This window comes from Bacillus sp. IBL03825, from assembly GCF_024712505.1.
Classification (GTDB): domain Bacteria; phylum Bacillota; class Bacilli; order Bacillales; family Bacillaceae_G; genus Bacillus_A; species Bacillus_A wiedmannii.
This window is the reverse complement of sequence record NZ_JAMXKE010000001.1, coordinates 302,501-319,541: the sequence shown is the minus strand read 5'-3', so window position 1 is coordinate 319,541 and position 17,041 is coordinate 302,501. Positions and strand designations below refer to the sequence as shown.

Annotated in this window: 14 protein-coding genes, 2 rRNA genes and 1 riboswitch (1 of these 17 only partly in view); of the genes, 2 read left to right on the top strand and 14 right to left on the bottom strand. The window is 39.6% G+C overall.

The window, feature by feature from the left end; all coding sequences use genetic code 11:
* Window positions 1-206 precede the first annotated feature (206 nt).
* Together NHG49_RS01745 and NHG49_RS01740 are read left to right on the top strand one after the other, a co-directional pair.
* A complete protein-coding gene (locus NHG49_RS01745; RefSeq protein WP_000660682.1) occupies window positions 207-1,052 on the top strand; it encodes an SPFH domain-containing protein in 846 nt (281 codons plus the stop codon).
* 16 nt (window positions 1,053-1,068) lie between these two features.
* Window positions 1,069-1,233: a type II toxin-antitoxin system antitoxin gene (locus tag NHG49_RS01740; RefSeq protein WP_001085171.1), complete on the top strand. Its 165-nt coding sequence runs from the start codon at window positions 1,069-1,071 to the stop codon at window positions 1,231-1,233.
* Between the two features lie 36 nt (window positions 1,234-1,269).
* On the opposite strand, the gene purD is transcribed toward NHG49_RS01740, so the two are convergent.
* The 14 genes from purD to NHG49_RS01670 all read right to left on the bottom strand — a co-directional run.
* The gene (purD, locus tag NHG49_RS01735; protein WP_258125465.1) at window positions 1,270-2,541 is read right to left on the bottom strand and encodes a phosphoribosylamine--glycine ligase; all 1,272 of its coding nucleotides are present in this window, start codon (window positions 2,539-2,541) and stop codon (window positions 1,270-1,272) included.
* Between the two features lie 220 nt (window positions 2,542-2,761).
* Window positions 2,762-4,297, bottom strand: coding sequence for a bifunctional phosphoribosylaminoimidazolecarboxamide formyltransferase/IMP cyclohydrolase (gene purH / locus NHG49_RS01730; RefSeq protein ID WP_064477172.1), 1,536 nt, complete (start codon window positions 4,295-4,297; stop codon window positions 2,762-2,764).
* 24 nt (window positions 4,298-4,321) lie between these two features.
* Window positions 4,322-4,909 (bottom strand): phosphoribosylglycinamide formyltransferase, encoded by a 588-nt coding sequence (purN, locus tag NHG49_RS01725; RefSeq protein ID WP_064477171.1) that lies wholly within the window; start codon window positions 4,907-4,909, stop codon window positions 4,322-4,324.
* A complete protein-coding gene (purM, locus tag NHG49_RS01720) occupies window positions 4,906-5,946 on the bottom strand; it encodes a phosphoribosylformylglycinamidine cyclo-ligase (RefSeq protein ID WP_064477170.1) in 1,041 nt (346 codons plus the stop codon). The genes purN and purM overlap by 4 nt, the downstream gene beginning before the upstream one ends.
* Window positions 5,947-6,047: 101 nt before the next feature.
* Window positions 6,048-7,463 carry an amidophosphoribosyltransferase gene (purF, locus tag NHG49_RS01715; RefSeq protein ID WP_000879030.1) on the bottom strand — a complete coding sequence of 472 codons (1,416 nt, stop codon included), beginning with the start codon at window positions 7,461-7,463 and terminating at the stop codon, window positions 6,048-6,050.
* The gene (gene purL, locus NHG49_RS01710; RefSeq protein ID WP_064477169.1) at window positions 7,448-9,667 is read right to left on the bottom strand and encodes a phosphoribosylformylglycinamidine synthase II; all 2,220 of its coding nucleotides are present in this window, start codon (window positions 9,665-9,667) and stop codon (window positions 7,448-7,450) included. Before purL ends, purF begins: the two co-directional genes overlap by 16 nt.
* Window positions 9,651-10,334: a phosphoribosylformylglycinamidine synthase subunit PurQ gene (gene purQ / locus NHG49_RS01705; RefSeq protein WP_000666772.1), complete on the bottom strand. Its 684-nt coding sequence runs from the start codon at window positions 10,332-10,334 to the stop codon at window positions 9,651-9,653. Before purQ ends, purL begins: the two co-directional genes overlap by 17 nt.
* Complete coding sequence (gene purS / locus NHG49_RS01700; protein WP_000278821.1) at window positions 10,331-10,585, bottom strand: phosphoribosylformylglycinamidine synthase subunit PurS; 255 nt, start codon at window positions 10,583-10,585, stop codon at window positions 10,331-10,333. The genes purQ and purS overlap by 4 nt, the downstream gene beginning before the upstream one ends.
* Entirely contained in the window at window positions 10,578-11,297 is a 720-nt protein-coding gene (gene purC, locus NHG49_RS01695) for a phosphoribosylaminoimidazolesuccinocarboxamide synthase (RefSeq protein WP_064477168.1), read from the bottom strand. Before purC ends, purS begins: the two co-directional genes overlap by 8 nt.
* An 88-nt stretch (window positions 11,298-11,385) precedes the next feature.
* The gene (gene purB / locus NHG49_RS01690; RefSeq protein WP_064477167.1) at window positions 11,386-12,693 is read right to left on the bottom strand and encodes an adenylosuccinate lyase; all 1,308 of its coding nucleotides are present in this window, start codon (window positions 12,691-12,693) and stop codon (window positions 11,386-11,388) included.
* Window positions 12,690-13,841: a 5-(carboxyamino)imidazole ribonucleotide synthase gene (gene purK, locus NHG49_RS01685; RefSeq protein ID WP_064473487.1), complete on the bottom strand. Its 1,152-nt coding sequence runs from the start codon at window positions 13,839-13,841 to the stop codon at window positions 12,690-12,692. Before purK ends, purB begins: the two co-directional genes overlap by 4 nt.
* On the bottom strand, window positions 13,838-14,323 hold the full coding sequence (gene purE / locus NHG49_RS01680) for a 5-(carboxyamino)imidazole ribonucleotide mutase (protein ID WP_000839368.1): 486 nt from the start codon (window positions 14,321-14,323) through the stop codon (window positions 13,838-13,840). The genes purK and purE overlap by 4 nt, the downstream gene beginning before the upstream one ends.
* 110 nt (window positions 14,324-14,433) lie before the next feature.
* A riboswitch (purine riboswitch) is annotated at window positions 14,434-14,535 on the bottom strand.
* Between the two features lie 534 nt (window positions 14,536-15,069).
* A 5S ribosomal RNA gene (gene rrf / locus NHG49_RS01675) occupies window positions 15,070-15,185 on the bottom strand.
* 49 nt (window positions 15,186-15,234) lie between these two features.
* Window positions 15,235-17,041 (bottom strand): 23S ribosomal RNA (locus tag NHG49_RS01670); it runs 1,115 nt beyond the window's last position.

Below are 17,041 nucleotides of genomic sequence, written 5' to 3'. Positions count from 1 at the left end.
ATGCAAGATGCTCTCAAAGGGACTTAGCTGCTGCAGTGGGCGGTTAAGTCTTCTTTATTTTACCATAAAACAGAACGTACATTCTTGTTTCGAACCTCAAAATATACATAAGAGATACCTAATCAATAATTTCAGAAAATTAAGTGTAAAGCCCTTGCATAAAATGATATAAAAGTGATATCATTTTTATATCAGGAGGCGATCATATGAAAGAAAAACAAGTTTTTTATGTAAATGGTTTTCTCGGTATTATCGGGATTTTAATTTTAGCCGCTATCGGTGTATTTTTCCTTGTACAAGAAATTTTCATAGGAGCGGCATTAACTATTATTTTAGCCGCCGTTCTTGCTACAGGTATTGGTATTGTTCAACCAAACCAAGCAAAAGTTATTACGTTTTTCGGTAATTATTTAGGAACAATTCGTCAAAACGGTTTATTTTTAACAATTCCATTCGCATTCCGTCAAACTGTATCGTTACGTGTTGAAAACTTTAATAGTAAGAAGTTAAAAGTAAACGATATTGAGGGAAATCCAATTGAAATTGCAGCCGTTATCGTATATAAAGTAGTTGATTCTGCAAAAGCAATGTTCGGTGTTGAACATTACGATCGATTTGTAGAAATTCAAAGTGAAACAGCAATCCGCCACGTCGCAACAAAATATCCTTATGACAATTTCCAAGATGAAACTTGCATCACGTTACGCGGAAATACTGAAGAAATCTCTGAAGAATTAAAACGTGAGTTAGAAGCGCGCCTTGAAATCGCTGGCGTAGAAGTATTAGAAACTCGTTTAACACATTTAGCTTACGCAACAGAAATTGCCCATGCAATGCTACAACGTCAACAAGCAAAAGCAGTATTAGCTGCTAGAAAAGAGATTGTTGAAGGTGCTGTGAAGATGGCGAAAGATTCAATCCATATGTTAGATGAGGAAGGCGTACTTGAATTAGATGACGAGCGTAAAGCAAATATGGTGAACAACTTATTAGTTGCCATCGTTTCAGATAAAGGTGCGCAACCAGTTATTAATACAGGAAGCCTATACTAAAGGGTTGTAAATCATTATGGCTAAAAAGAAAAGCTTTCCATTACGTATTGATCCTGAATTACACGCAGTCATCGAAAAATGGGCGAATGATGAGTTTCGTAGCGTCAATGCACACATCGAGTATTTACTTCGAGAAATGGCAAAGCAAAAAGGAAAATTGAAAAAAGATAAAGATGCATAAAAAATCCCGCTGAGAAATCAGCGGGATTTTTACATATTAGCTTCTCGTCATCTCATGACCAATTGCACGATATCCTATATCACTTCGGTAAAATAGACCATCACTCTCAATTTTGCCGATTTCTTTATACACCTTATCTTTCGCTGCTTGTAAACTGTCCGCCTTACAAGCGACAAATAGTACACGGCCTCCATTTGTTACAAAGTCACCATGCTTCATCGCTGTACCTGAATGGAAAACAATTACATCTTTCAGTGCATCTAATTCTTTAATAATATCACCTTTTTTATATGCTTCCGGATATCCTTTTGAAGCAAGTACAACACCAATTACCGCTTCCTCTGACCACTGTAACGTTAATTCACTTTCATCTAATACAGCGTTACATACATCAACTAAATCATTTTCTAAGCGAGGTAATACTACTTCCGTTTCAGGATCACCAAAGCGTGCATTAAATTCAATTACCTTCGGGCCATCATTTGTTAAAATAAGTCCCGCATATAAAATTCCTGTAAACGAACGGTTTTCTGCAATCATCGCTTTAGCAGTTGGATGTAATACTGTTTTTATCGCCTCTTGAACTGCTGATTCCGGAATTTGTGGTACTGGAGAATACGCACCCATTCCGCCTGTATTTGGACCTTTATCACCATCAAAAGCTCGTTTATGATCTTGAGCAATTACCATCGGATGCACAGTTGTTCCATTTACAAATGCCATTAATGAAAATTCTTGTCCATCTAAAAACTCTTCAATAACGACCTTCTTGCTCGCTTCGCCAAACTTCACATCTTGTAGCATCTCTTTCACAGCTTGTAATGCCTCTTCAAGCGTCATTGCTACCGTTACACCTTTACCAGCAGCTAGGCCGTCAGCTTTAATAACGATTGGCGCACCAACTTTTTGAATATACTGTACTGCTTCTTCATAGTCTGTAAAAGTTTCATATGCTGCAGTTGGAATATCATATTTTTTCATCAATTCTTTCGTGAAAGCCTTACTACCTTCAATAACAGCAGCCGCTTTATTTGGGCCAAACACACGAAGTCCCTCTTCTTTAAAGCGATCAACAATTCCATTCATAAGCGGAATTTCTGGTCCAACGAAAGTTAATTCAACCTTATTCTCTTTAGCAAATAAAACTAATGCGTCAAAATCATTTTCATCAATATCAACTGTTGTTGCAACATCGCGCATACCTTCATTACCCGGTGCTACATATACCTTTTCCACCTTTTCAGATTGCGCAAACTTCCAAGCTAAAGCATGCTCACGCCCACCGCGGCCAATTACTAAAACATTCATATTTCATCCCCCAATACTTAAATAAGTACAAACTAGAAGCTCTGCTCCTAGTTTGTTTTCATATCAATAAAGGTTTAAAAAGGAGGATCAGAGAACCGAGCAGGTCGAGGCGCATTTGACAGGAGGACACGGAATGTAGCTTTCCTACATGAGTACCGCACTGGCAATGCAACGACGACATGCGACAGTTATCTTGACCGGACCTTTTAAACATCCTCTACTAGTGTTTGAAATGACGTACGCCAGTGAACACCATCGTAATCCCATACTTATCTGCCACTTTGATAGAATCTTCGTCACGGATTGATCCGCCTGGTTGAATGATTGCTGTAATCCCTGCTTTTGCTGCTTCTTCTACTGTATCTGGCATTGGGAAGAAAGCATCAGATGCAAGTGCGCTACCTTGTGCTTTTTCACTAGCTTGTATAATTGCGATTTTTGCAGAACCTACACGATTCATCTGTCCTGCACCTACACCAACTGTCATGTTATCATTCGCTAAAACAATTGCGTTTGATTTCACATGTTTTACAACTTTCCAAGCTAGTTTTAAATCTTTCCACTCTTGCTCTGATGGTTCACGTTTTGTCGGAATTGAAATTGTACTTTCATCTAATGATAACGTATCTTCCTCTTGAACGAGAAGACCACCTTGTACAGAAGTTAGTTTTTTGCTTGCACTTGTCGCTTTTTCAATATTTACAGTTAGTAGACGTAAGTTTTTCTTACTTTGCAATACTTCTAAAGCTTCTTTTGAGAAAGAAGGTGCAATAATGATTTCTAAGAAAATTTCGTGTAACTTTTCTGCTGTAGCTTTATCAATTTCACGATTTGCTGCAATAATACCACCAAAGATTGATACTGGATCTGCTTCATAAGCGCGTGTGTATGCTTCATGAATATCAGTACCCACTCCAACACCACATGGATTCATATGTTTTACCGCTACTACTGCTGGCTCTGTAAATTCTTTTACAATACTAAGTGCTGCATCTGCATCGTTAATATTGTTGTAAGATAATTCTTTACCGTGTAATTGTTCTGCGTATGCAACAGAAGAAGTTACAGCGAATGGCGCTTTATAGAATGTTGCTTTTTGATGTGGATTTTCTCCATAGCGTAAATCTTGTTTTTTCTCAAATGTCACTGTTAATGTTTCTGGACTTTCTTCACCCATTTGCTCTGTTAAGTAGTTAGAGATTAACGCATCATATGCCGCTGTATGACGGAATACTTTCGCTGCTAATTTACGTTTCGTTTCTTCTTTTACTTCACCGTTCTCTTTCAGTTCCGCTAATACAACATCGTAATCTACTGGATCTACAATTACTGATACAAATTTATGATTTTTCGCAGCAGAGCGAATCATTGTTGGACCACCGATATCAATATTTTCAATTGCATCAGCAAATGTTACATCAGGCTTAGCGATTGTTTCTTTGAATGGGTATAAGTTAACAACAACAAAATCAATTGGCTGCATACCTAACTCATTCATTTGCGCTACATGCGTTTCATTATCGCGAACTGCTAATAGACCACCATGAATGTTTGGATGTAATGTTTTTACGCGGCCATCCATAATTTCTGGGAACCCAGTTACTTCAGAAATACCAATTACTTGTAAGCCATTTTCTTCTAGTAATTTTTTCGTACCACCTGTTGAGATAACTTCGATCCCTTGTTCTAGTAAACCTTTAACAAATTCCACTACTCCTGTTTTATCTGAAACACTTACTAATGCACGCTTTTTCATTTATCCTTCACCCCTGGTTGTATGTTAGTTAACAGTTGGTTCTTTCACAGATTGAACAATTTGATTCACTGTATTTACGTATAATTTATGTTCAACTTGTTGAATTTTCTTTTGTAAGCTTTCTCTCGTATCCCCTTCAGAAACAACTACTGCTTCTTGCGCAATAATTGGTCCCGTATCCATACCTGCATCTACATAATGAATCGTTACTCCAGTTACTTTCACACCTGCTTCTAACGCTTGACCAACAGCATCTTTCCCTGGAAAGCTTGGTAATAGTGATGGATGAATATTAATAATCTTCCCGCTGTAAGCTTCTAGTAATGTCGGCCCAACTAAACGCATATATCCAGCTAAAATAACATAATCAATTTCATACTCTTCTAGCTTCTTTAATATTTCTTTTTCAAATGCTTCTTTTGACTCATATGCTTTCGCTGAAAAAGCGAAACATGGAATATGATGATAATGTGCCCGTCCAACAGCACGTGCTTCTGGTTTATCACATACTAATAAACTAATATCTGCGTCTAATCTATTTTCTTCCACCGCATTGATGAGAGATTGAAAGTTAGAGCCGCTTCCAGAAGCAAAAACTGCTAATCTACTCATAGTGCTGTGCCCCCATTGAAGGTAACGCCATTCCCTTGTACAGTACGTCCAATAATGCGAGCTGTTTCTCCTTGCTCTTCAAGAAGACGAACAATATCTTTTGCCTCTTCTTCCTTCACTGCTACTACCATACCAATACCCATGTTAAAAATATTGAACATTTCTTTCTCTTCTAGTTTTCCCACTTCTTGAAGTAAACTGAAGATCGGTTGAATTTTCCAAGATCCTAATTCAATTTCTGCACCGATTCCTTCTGGTAACATACGTGGAATATTTTCAATGAATCCGCCACCTGTAATATGCGCCATACCGTATACTTCATATTTCTTCAATAGTTCTAAAATAGGTTTGACATAAATTTTCGTTGGTTTTAATAATTCTTCACCAAGAGGTAGTTCTAAGCGTCCGTAAATGCGATCTAAAGATAGTTCTCCATCTTCTAGTAATACTTTTCGTACTAAAGAATAACCGTTACTATGAATACCGCTAGATGCTAAGCCAATTAATACTTGACCAGCTTCAATTTTTTCACCTGTTACAATTTTCTTTTTATCAACAATTCCAACTGTAAAACCAGCTAAATCGTATTCTTCCGTAGAATACATTCCTGGCATTTCAGCTGTTTCTCCACCAATTAATGCACAACCAGCTTGGCGACAGCCCTCTGATATACCTTTGACGATGTTTTCAATTTTACTAGGTTCAGCTTTACCACAAGCAATATAATCAAGGAAGAAAAGCGGTTCTGCTCCTTGGACAACAATATCATTTACACACATTGCTACTGCATCAATACCTATTGTGTCATGTTTATCTGCCATAAAAGCGAGCATCAATTTCGTTCCCACGCCATCTGTTCCAGATACTAATACAGGTTCTTCTAATGCAAATTTTGATAGATCAAACATACCTCCAAAACCGCCTAGACCGCCTAGTACTTCTTTTCTCATTGTTGTTTGTACGTGTTTTTTCATGCGAGATACCGCTTCATATCCAGCTTCAATATCTACTCCTGCTTGCTTATATGCATTCGCCATCGTTATCTACACCTCGTCTTTTAATTTCTCCCTATACAGGGCCGGCCGTTTTAAGAAAGAAGCTAGCTTCTACATCAAAAGAAGTAGAAGCTTTTTTCTTCTTATTTCATACTTTCTAAAAGCTCTTGCTCATAATCATAAAGAGCTGTTGGATAATCTCCATTGAAGTACGCCATACATAGACCGCCATATTTCCCTTCATATGGACGTCCAATTGCATCTACTAATCCATCTTCACTTAAAAACGTTAAAGAATCTGCTCCGATGATTTGACGGATTTCTTCTATTGAATTATTTGCTGCGATTAATTCTTTTCTCGTTTGAATATCAATGCCATAGAAACATGGATACTTAAGAGGTGGTGAAGCAATTCTTACATGGACTTCTGTCGCTCCAGCCTCGCGAAGCATACGAACAATTCGTTTACTCGTCGTTCCTCTTACGATAGAATCGTCAATCATCACAACTCGTTTTCCTTCAACTACGCCTCTTACTGCTGAAAGCTTCATCTTAACCCCTTGCTCACGCAGTTCTTGAGAAGGTTGAATAAACGTACGTCCAACATAACGATTTTTAATTAATCCTAACTCATACGGAATTCCTGTCGCCTCCGCATAACCAATTGCCGCTGAAATACTAGAGTCTGGTACACCAGTAACAACATCAGCTTCAATAGGGGCTTCTGCCGCCAAACGTTTTCCCATGTTTTTACGCGCTGCATGGACGTTAATACCTGCGATATTAGAATCCGGACGTGCAAAGTAAATGTACTCCATACTACAAATTGCATGATCTACTTCATTTGTAAAACGATCTACGTGAATTCCTTCATCATTGATGATAAGTAATTCACCTGGTTCTACATCACGAATGTATGTTGCACCTACTACATCGAAAGCGCATGTTTCTGATGCTACAACGTAAGCATCTCCCATCTTTCCAATTGAAAGAGGACGGAATCCATTCGGGTCTAGCGCAACGATCATTTCATTTCCAGTTAGTAAAAGATATGCAAACGCACCTTTCACTTTATTTAGGGCCTCTTTTACACTTTCAATTAAAGAATCTTTCGTACTACGTTTAATGAGATGTAAAAGTACCTCTGTATCTGAACTTGTTTGGAAAATACTTCCCTCTGCCTCTAATTCACGACGAAGCATCTTTGCATTAATTAAATTTCCGTTATGAGCTAATGCCATACTATGATCGGAAAAGCGGAATAATAATGGTTGAACGTTAGCAACTTCACTTCCGCCAGCTGTCGCATATCGTACGTGTCCAATTGCTGATTTTCCGTTTAAGCCTTCTAGCTCACCTCTTGAAAATACTTCCGATATTAAACCTAACCCCTTGTGACCGACGATTTTCTCACCATTATTTACAACGATGCCTGCGCCTTCTTGTCCACGGTGCTGTAAACTATGCAATCCGTAGTACGAAACTTGTGCTGCATTTTCATGCCCCCAAATTCCGAAAACGCCACATTCTTCATTTAACCCCTTTATTTCAGCAAGCATGGGATTGCCCCTTTCCAAGCCTTTCTCATTTCATCTACATTTGCTGTAAGTAATACTTCATTTTCTTCATTATGAATTGTTACTTCATTTGTATTTGTCACTTCTCCAACTTGAATTGCTTCTACCGCTTTCTCGAACGCTTCTTTATTTTCACGTTTTACAGTTATAACGAAGCGCGATTGTGATTCAGCGAATAATGCTGCTGTTGCTTCTCCATCTAATTTCACAGTAGCACCTAAACCTTTTGCACCAATTGCACTTTCAGTAATTGCAACTGCTAAGCCACCTTCTGCAACATCATGAGCAGATTGAACAAGGCCAGCTTGAATTGCTGCTAATACTTGTTTTTGGCGCTTTAATTCTACATCTAGATCGATGCTTGGTGACTGACCGAAAATTTTGCCGTGAATCATTTTCTGTAATTCACTTCCACCAAACTCAGCTTTCGTCTCTCCAATTACATAAACTAAATCGCCAGCTTGCTTAAACTCTTGTGTTGTTACATGTTTTAAATCGTTTACAAGTCCAACCATCCCAACTGTCGGTGTTGGATATACAGCTTCACCACTACGTTCGTTATACATTGATACGTTTCCGCCGATAACTGGCGTTTGTAATGTACGACAAGCTTCACTCATACCATCTACTGATTTCTCAATTTGCCAGAAGATTTCTGGTTTTTCTGGATTACCGAAGTTTAAGCAATCTGTAATTGCAAGTGGCTCTCCCCCAGAACATACGATATTACGTGCTGCCTCTGCTACTGCAATTTTACCGCCCACTTCTGGATCTAAATAAATATAGCGAGAGTTACAATCTGTCGTCATTGCTAATCCTTTTTCTGTACCGCGTACACGTACAACTGCTGCATCTGAACCTGGTGTAACAACTGTGCTTGTGCGAACTTGATAATCATATTGATCATAAACCCACTCTTTACTTGCAATGGTCGGTTGTTGTAATAGAGCGAATAACGTTTCTTTATAATTTTCTACTTTTGGTGTTTCCATTTTCATTGCCTGGAATTCAGCAAAGTATGCTGCTTCTTTTGATGGCTTATGATAAATTGGTGCTTCTTCTGCAAGAGCATCTGCTGGAACTTCAGCTACCTTTTCACCTTTATGGAATAAGCGAAGCATTTTGTCTTCCGTTACTTTCCCCATCGTAACGGCTGCAAGACCATACTTCTCAAATAAATCTACTATTTCTTGCTCTCTACCCTTTTTCACAACGATTAGCATACGTTCTTGTGATTCAGATAGCATCATTTCATATGGTGTCATTCCTGTTTCACGTTGTGGTACATCATCTAAGTACATTTCAATACCCATACCTGCTTTACTTGCCATTTCTGCAGAAGATGATGTTAAACCAGCTGCACCCATATCTTGAATTCCAACAAGTGCATCCGACTGAATAAGTTCTAAGCAAGCTTCAATAAGAAGTTTCTCCATAAATGGATCTCCTACTTGAACTGCTGGACGCTTCGCTTCTGAGCTTTCAGATAACTCTTCAGATGCGAATGTTGCACCGTGAATACCGTCACGACCAGTTGATGCTCCTACGTACATTACTGTATTTCCAGCACCGTGCGCTTGCCCCTTTTTAATATCTTCATGATTAATTAAGCCTACGCACATTGCATTTACAAGTGGATTTCCTTCATAACATGGATCAAACTGTACTTCGCCGCCAACAGTCGGAATGCCGATACAGTTACCGTATCCTGCAATCCCTGCTACTACTTCTTCGAATAAATATTTCACACGTGGTGACTGTAATTCACCGAAGCGAAGTGAGTTTAATAGAGCTACCGGGCGTGCTCCCATAGAGAATACGTCACGGATAATACCACCAACGCCTGTTGCTGCTCCTTGATATGGTTCAATAGCAGAAGGATGGTTATGACTTTCCATTTTAAATACAACCGCTTGATTATCACCGATATCTACAATTCCAGCACCTTCCCCAGGTCCTTGCAGAACGCGCTCACCTGTTGTTGGGAATTTTCGAAGTACTGGTTTTGAATTTTTATAACTGCAATGTTCAGACCACATAACAGAGAATAATCCTGTTTCTGTATAATTTGGCAGACGGCCTAAAATCTTTTCAACCATGGCAAACTCTTCGTCTGTTAGCCCCATTTCCGCATATATGCGCTCTTCTTTAATTTGTGTTGGATTTGGTTCAAGCATTAACGACATATGTTTCCCTCCACTGTTTTAAGATAGATTGAAAGACTTTTAACCCTTCAGCACCGCCAAGTAATTCATCTACAGCACGCTCTGGGTGTGGCATCATACCAAGTACATTTCCTTTTTCGTTTACAATACCAGCAATATCTGAAACGCTTCCATTCGGGTTTTCTACGTAACGGAATGCGATTTGATTATTCTCTTCTAATTGTTTAAGAGTCTCTTCATCACAGTAGTAATTCCCCTCACCATGCGCGATTGGAATATTGATTACTTCATCTTTTTCATATTGTGATGTAAACATCGTTTCATTATTTTCAACACGCAGCTGAACTGTTCGGCACATAAATTTTAAGTTTTCGTTTCTCATTAACGCTCCTGGTAGTAATCCTGATTCAACAAGAATCTGGAATCCATTACATACACCTAAAATCGGCTTTCCTTGCTCAGCAGCTTTTTGCACTGCTTTCATTGCATTCGCGAAGCGAGAAATAGCACCACAACGTAAATAGTCACCGTAAGAGAATCCACCAGGTAGTAAAATTGCATCATATTCATCTAAATTCTCTCTATCGTGCCAAACGTAATCTACTTCTTCACCAAGCTCATCTTTAATTGCATGGAACATATCGACATCACAGTTCGAACCTGGGAATACTATGACTGCAAATTTCACTGTGCGACAACCTCCTCAACTTCATAACGGAAGTCTTCCATTACAACGTTTGTTAATAGTTTTTCACACATTTCTTTTACCTTTGCGTCAAGGTCAGATACTGATTTATCAATTGTTAATTCCATATATTTTCCGATTCGAACGTCTTGTACTTCTGTGAACGAAAGACTATGAAGTGCCCCTTTTACTGCTGTTCCTTGTGGATCTAATACGCTTTCTCTTAACGTTACATATACCTTAACTTTATACATGTGAAATTCCCCCTAAACGTTTTAAAATCTCTTCATAAGCTTCTGTTAAATTTCCAAGGTCACGACGGAATACGTCTTTATCAAATTTTTCATTGCTCGTTTCATCCCATAAACGGCAAGTATCTGGTGAAATTTCATCTGCTAAAATGATTTCCCCTTCATCTGTTACACCAAACTCTAATTTAAAATCTACTAATCTTACACGACAGCTTGCGAAATGATCAATCAACACTTGATTGATTTGTAGAGCCATATCTCGTAATACGCTTACTTGCTCTGGTGATGCAACGTTTAATACACGAATATGATCTTCCGTTACAAGCGGATCTCCTAAATCATCATCTTTGAAGTAAAATTCTACGATTGGTTCTGCAAGTACAGTTCCCTCTTCCATTCCTAATCGTTTTGAAAGACTTCCTGCAATTACATTTCTTGTGACAACTTCTAGAGGAATAATACTCACTTTTTTAACAAGTTGCTCTGTTTCAGATAACTTCTCTACAAAATGTGTTTTTATTCCTACTTCTTGTAACTTTCTGAACAATAAAGTTGTAATCTCATTGTTCAAACGACCTTTTCCTGTAATCGTCTCTTTTTTCTCCCCATTGAAAGCAGTCGCACTATCTTTGTACTCTACCCAAACCATATCTGCTGATTCTGTACGATAAATTCTTTTTGCCTTACCTTCATACAGCATTTCTAGCTTTTGCATTTCGCAAGCCCCCTGTAGTTTGAAAAATGTGAATAATTTTTTAATAAAGAATGGCACAGAATGACTCTATTCTGTGCCATATGAAATTTTACGCTTCGTTTAACCCAAGGCGTTCAAAGATTGTATCAACGTGTTGCATATGATGCTCATAGTTGAAACATTCATTAATTTCTTCTTGTGATAACTTGCTCGTAATACGCTCATCAGCTTCTACAAGCTCTTTAAATTGTACTTGTGTTTCCCACGCTTCCATCGCTTTAGGCTGTACGATATCATAAGCTTCTTCACGTACCATACCTTTGTCGATTAATGTAAGCATTACACGCTGAGAATAAATTAAGCCGTATGTTCTTGTCATATTGCGTTTCATATTCTCTGGGTATACAGTTAAGTTTTTAACGATATTACCAAAGCGATTTAACATGTAATTTAATGCGATTGTAGCATCTGGTAAAATTACGCGTTCTGCCGAAGAGTGAGAAATATCACGCTCATGCCATAATGGAACATTCTCATACGCTGTCATCATATAACCGCGGATAACACGAGCTAAACCAGTCATATTTTCTGATCCGATTGGATTACGTTTATGTGGCATTGCAGAAGAACCTTTTTGGCCTTTTGCAAAAGCCTCTTCAACTTCACGTGTTTCACTCTTTTGTAAACCACGAATCTCAACTGCCATCTTTTCGATAGATGTTGCGATTAGTGCAAGTGTTGACATGTAATGAGCATGGCGATCACGTTGCAATGTTTGTGTTGAAATTGGTGCTGCTTCTAATCCTAAGTTTTCACAAACATACTTTTCTACAAATGGATCGATATTTGCGTATGTACCAACCGCACCAGATAATTTACCAACGCGAACTGTATCAGCAGCTTGTTTGAAACGCTCTACGTTACGTTTCATTTCTTCATACCAAAGACCCATTTTTAAACCAAATGTTGTTGGTTCTGCATGAACACCGTGTGTTCTTCCCATCATGATCGTGTATTTATGCTCTTTCGCTTTGTTAGCTAAAATGCTTACAAAGTTTTCTAAGTCTTTTAATATGATTTCATTCGCTTGTTTTAAGATGTAAGATAACGCTGTATCTACTACGTCTGTAGATGTTAAACCGTAATGAACCCATTTACGTTCCTCACCTAATGTTGGTGTTTCTGATACAGCACGAGTAAATGCAACTACGTCATGACGTGTCTCTTTTTCAATTTCATAAATACGATCAATATCAAATGATGCATGCTCACGAATTTTTTTAACATCTTCTTTTGGAATATCGCCAAGCTCAGCCCATGCTTCACAAGCTAAAATCTCAACTTCTAACCACGCTTTAAATTTGTTCTCTTCCGTCCAAATTGCACCCATTTCTGGGCGTGTATAACGACTAATCATTTTTTTCCCTCCAACAGTTGTTCTTGATGGTCCCAAATATGCAAACTCTTCGCTTTTTCTAGAGCGACTTCAATATTATCATTTAAAATATTAACATGCCCCATTTTTCGCTGCGCTTTTGCTTCTTCTTTTCCATACAAGTGTAAATAGCACCCGGTTAATCTATTCACTTGTCTTAGGACCCCTTCTATATGTTCGCCTAAAATGTTTACCATGACAACTGGTTTTAACAAATTTGTTTCTCCAAGAGGTAAATTACAGATTGCTCGAATATGTTGACCGAATTGACTCGTTTCACATGCATCCTGTGTATAGTGTCCTGAATTGTGAGGTCTTGGTGCTAATTCATTAATGTAAATCTCACCATCAGCTGTAGCAAACATCTCTACCGCTAGTGTTCCCACAAGTTCTAGTTCATCCGCGAGCACTTTTGCATAAGCAATTGCTTTTTGAGAAAGTTCTTCTGTAATGCGAGCTGGAACGATAGATTCATGCAAAATGTTATTTACATGAATATTTTCCGCTACCGGAAATACTTTCGTTTCACCACTTACACTACGAATCACAATAACTGATACTTCTTTTTCAAAAGGCACCCATTTCTCTAAAATACACTCTGCTGCATTCGCAAGCTCTCGTGCTTTATCAACGTCAGCCTCACTTCTTAAAACAACTTGACCTTTCCCATCATATCCGCCTGTCGTCGTTTTCAAGACGGAAGGATATGATAACTCAGTGATTGCTTCAGTAAGCTGATCTTGATTTTGAACTAATCTATACGTTGCTACTGGTAGCCCAGCTTTCTCAATCGCATTCTTTTCTGTAAAACGATTTTGTGTTTTACTTAACAACTGACTGCCTTGCGGTAAGTAAGCATGTTTTTCAAGCCATTGTAAACATCTATAATCAATATTCTCAAATTCATATGTCACAACATCACTGATCTCCGCTAAATGCTGAATTGCTTTTAAATCGTCATATGGTGCAACAATTTCAATATCAGCAACTTGTGCACATGGTGAATTTTTTGTAGGATCTAAAACAGCAATTTTATATCCCATCTCCTTAGCTGCCAATGCCATCATTCTTCCTAGCTGGCCGCCTCCAATAATGCCGATTGTTTTTCCAGGTAAAATGATTCTCGTCATACTAGCTCACTACCTTCGCGCACATCTTTTTTAATTGCTTCTCTTCTCAATTCTAATGCATCATGTATATCATCATGGAATGATCCAAGTATTTGTGCAGCAAGTAAACCAGCATTTGTTGAACCAGCCTTACCAATTGCAACAGTTGCAACTGGAACCCCTCCTGGCATTTGGACGATGGATAATAATGAATCTAAGCCGTTTAACGCTTTTGATTGAACTGGAACTCCGATTACAGGAAGATTCGTCTTCGCTGCAACCATTCCTGGTAAATGCGCTGCTCCACCAGCTCCAGCAATAATAACTTTCAACCCACGTTCACGAGCCGTCTCTGCATATTCAAACATATAATCCGGAGTCCGATGAGCAGATACAACTTTTTTCTCATACGGTATATTTAATTCATCTAAAATGTCACAAGCATATTTCATTGTTTCCCAGTCTGACGTGCTTCCCATTATGACTCCAACTAGTGATTTCATATTAGAATCCCCCCGATTCAAATAAAAAAAGCCTGAAATAGAACAGTTTCTCTTTTACTATGAGAGAAAGCGCTCTACTCAGGCATACGTATCCCTTGTGAATAGAAAAATACCGAGTGACTTTCCCTCATAGTCTAACGAATAACGGTCGTTAGGTAGAGACTTGCAGGCCATATCCCCGCGATTATATGAGGTCTTATATATTATTGTTTCTATGGCTATATTAACAATATTTCATAAACAATGTCAATAAATAATCGAATGTTTTTTTATTACTCACCAATAACGTTCGTGTTTTAGTTATATTCAAAAGAAGAATTGTAACTATATGCAAAAAGGATAAGAAATTAGAATATATATTTCTAGAGATCTATTGTACACATAACGGTTTGTATACTTATTCCGTATGCTTTAATATAAAGCATATCATTTATATTCATTTTATTTATAAGGAAGACAATAATGAAAAGACGAACTACACTTTTTTCATTATTGTCTTCCTTTTTATCGCAGTCATTGCTGTAATTATTTAAAATATATACTTGTGGTAGAAATAACGTTTCCTATCATAGAGATTATTTTAGGAGCACTTGGAAAACCTGAAAAACAAAAAATCATTACTATTACTTTAAATAGCTTCATTTTCATTCTTTTTTCTTCTTTAGGGTTATTCAATTTATGGATTATGATATTTGATAAATAAAAATAAACACAAAAAAACCTAAGTCGAATCGACTTAGGTTTTTGCTTGGCGACGTCCTACTCTCACAGGGACAAGGTCCCAACTACCATCGGCGCTAGAGAGCTTAACTTCCGTGTTCGGTATGGGAACGGGTGTGACCTCTCTGCCATCATCACCAAACTATGAAGGCATATTCCTTCAAAACTAGATAACATTTGCTACATATTATATGGTTAAGTCCTCGATCTATTAGTATTCGTCAGCTCCACATGTCACCATGCTTCCACCTCGAACCTATCAACCTGATCATCTTTCAGGGATCTTACTAGCTTACGCTATGGGAAATCTCATCTTGAGGGGGGCTTCATGCTTAGATGCTTTCAGCACTTATCCCTTCCGCACATAGCTACCCAGCTATGCCCTTGGCAGAACAACTGGTACACCAGCGGTGCGTCCATCCCGGTCCTCTCGTACTAAGGACAGCTCCTCTCAAATTTCCTACGCCCACGACGGATAGGGACCGAACTGTCTCACGACGTTCTGAACCCAGCTCGCGTACCGCTTTAATGGGCGAACAGCCCAACCCTTGGGACCGACTACAGCCCCAGGATGCGATGAGCCGACATCGAGGTGCCAAACCTCCCCGTCGATGTGGACTCTTGGGGGAGATAAGCCTGTTATCCCCGGGGTAGCTTTTATCCGTTGAGCGATGGCCCTTCCATGCGGAACCACCGGATCACTAAGCCCGACTTTCGTCCCTGCTCGACTTGTAGGTCTCGCAGTCAAGCTCCCTTATGCCTTTGCACTCTACGAATGATTTCCAACCATTCTGAGGGAACCTTTGGGCGCCTCCGTTACACTTTAGGAGGCGACCGCCCCAGTCAAACTGCCCACCTGACACTGTCTCCCGGGTCGATAAGACCCGTAGGTTAGAATTTCAATACATTCAGGGCGGTATCCCACCAGCGCCTCCACCGAAGCTAGCGCTCCGGTTTCAATGGCTCCCGCCTATCCTGTACAAAATGTACCAAAATTCAATATCAGGCTACAGTAAAGCTCCACGGGGTCTTTCCGTCCTGTCGCGGGTAACCTGCATCTTCACAGGTACTATAATTTCACCGAGTCTCTGGTTGAGACAGTGCCCAAATCGTTACACCTTTCGTGCGGGTCGGAACTTACCCGACAAGGAATTTCGCTACCTTAGGACCGTTATAGTTACGGCCGCCGTTTACTGGGGCTTCAGTTCAGAGCTTCGCTTACGCTAACCCCTCTCCTTAACCTTCCAGCACCGGGCAGGTGTCAGCCCCTATACTTCGCCTTACGGCTTCGCAGAGACCTGTGTTTTTGCTAAACAGTCGCTTGGGCCTATTCACTGCGGCTTTCCGTTAAGAAAGCACCCCTTCTCCCGAAGTTACGGGGTCATTTTGCCGAGTTCCTTAACCAGAGTTCTCTCGCACACCTTAGGATTCTCTCCTCGCCTACCTGTGTCGGTTTGCGGTACAGGCACCTTTTATCTCGCTAGAAGCTTTTCTTGGCAGCGGGGAATCAAAGACTTCGCTCCATAAGGAGCTTCCCCATCACAGCTCAGCCTTCACGATAAGCGGATTTGCCTACTTATCAGCCTAACTGCTTGGACGTGCACAACCAATCGCACGCTTCTTCTATCCTTCTGCGTCCCTCCATTGCTCAAACGATAAAGAGGTGGTACAGGAATATCAACCTGTTGTCCATCGCCTACGCCTGTCGGCCTCGGCTTAGGTCCTGACTAACCCTGAGCGGACGAGCCTTCCTCAGGAAACCTTAGGCATTCGGTGGACGGGATTCTCACCCGTCTTTCGCTACTCATACCGGCATTCTCACTTCTAAGCGCTCCACCAGTCCTTCCGGTCTGACTTCACTGCACTTAGAACGCTCCCCTACCACTGATACCATTGGTATCAATTCGCAGCTTCGGTGGTGTATTTAGCCCCGGTACATTTTCGGCGCAGAGTCACTCGACTAGTGAGCTATTACGCACTCTTTAAATGGTGGCTGCT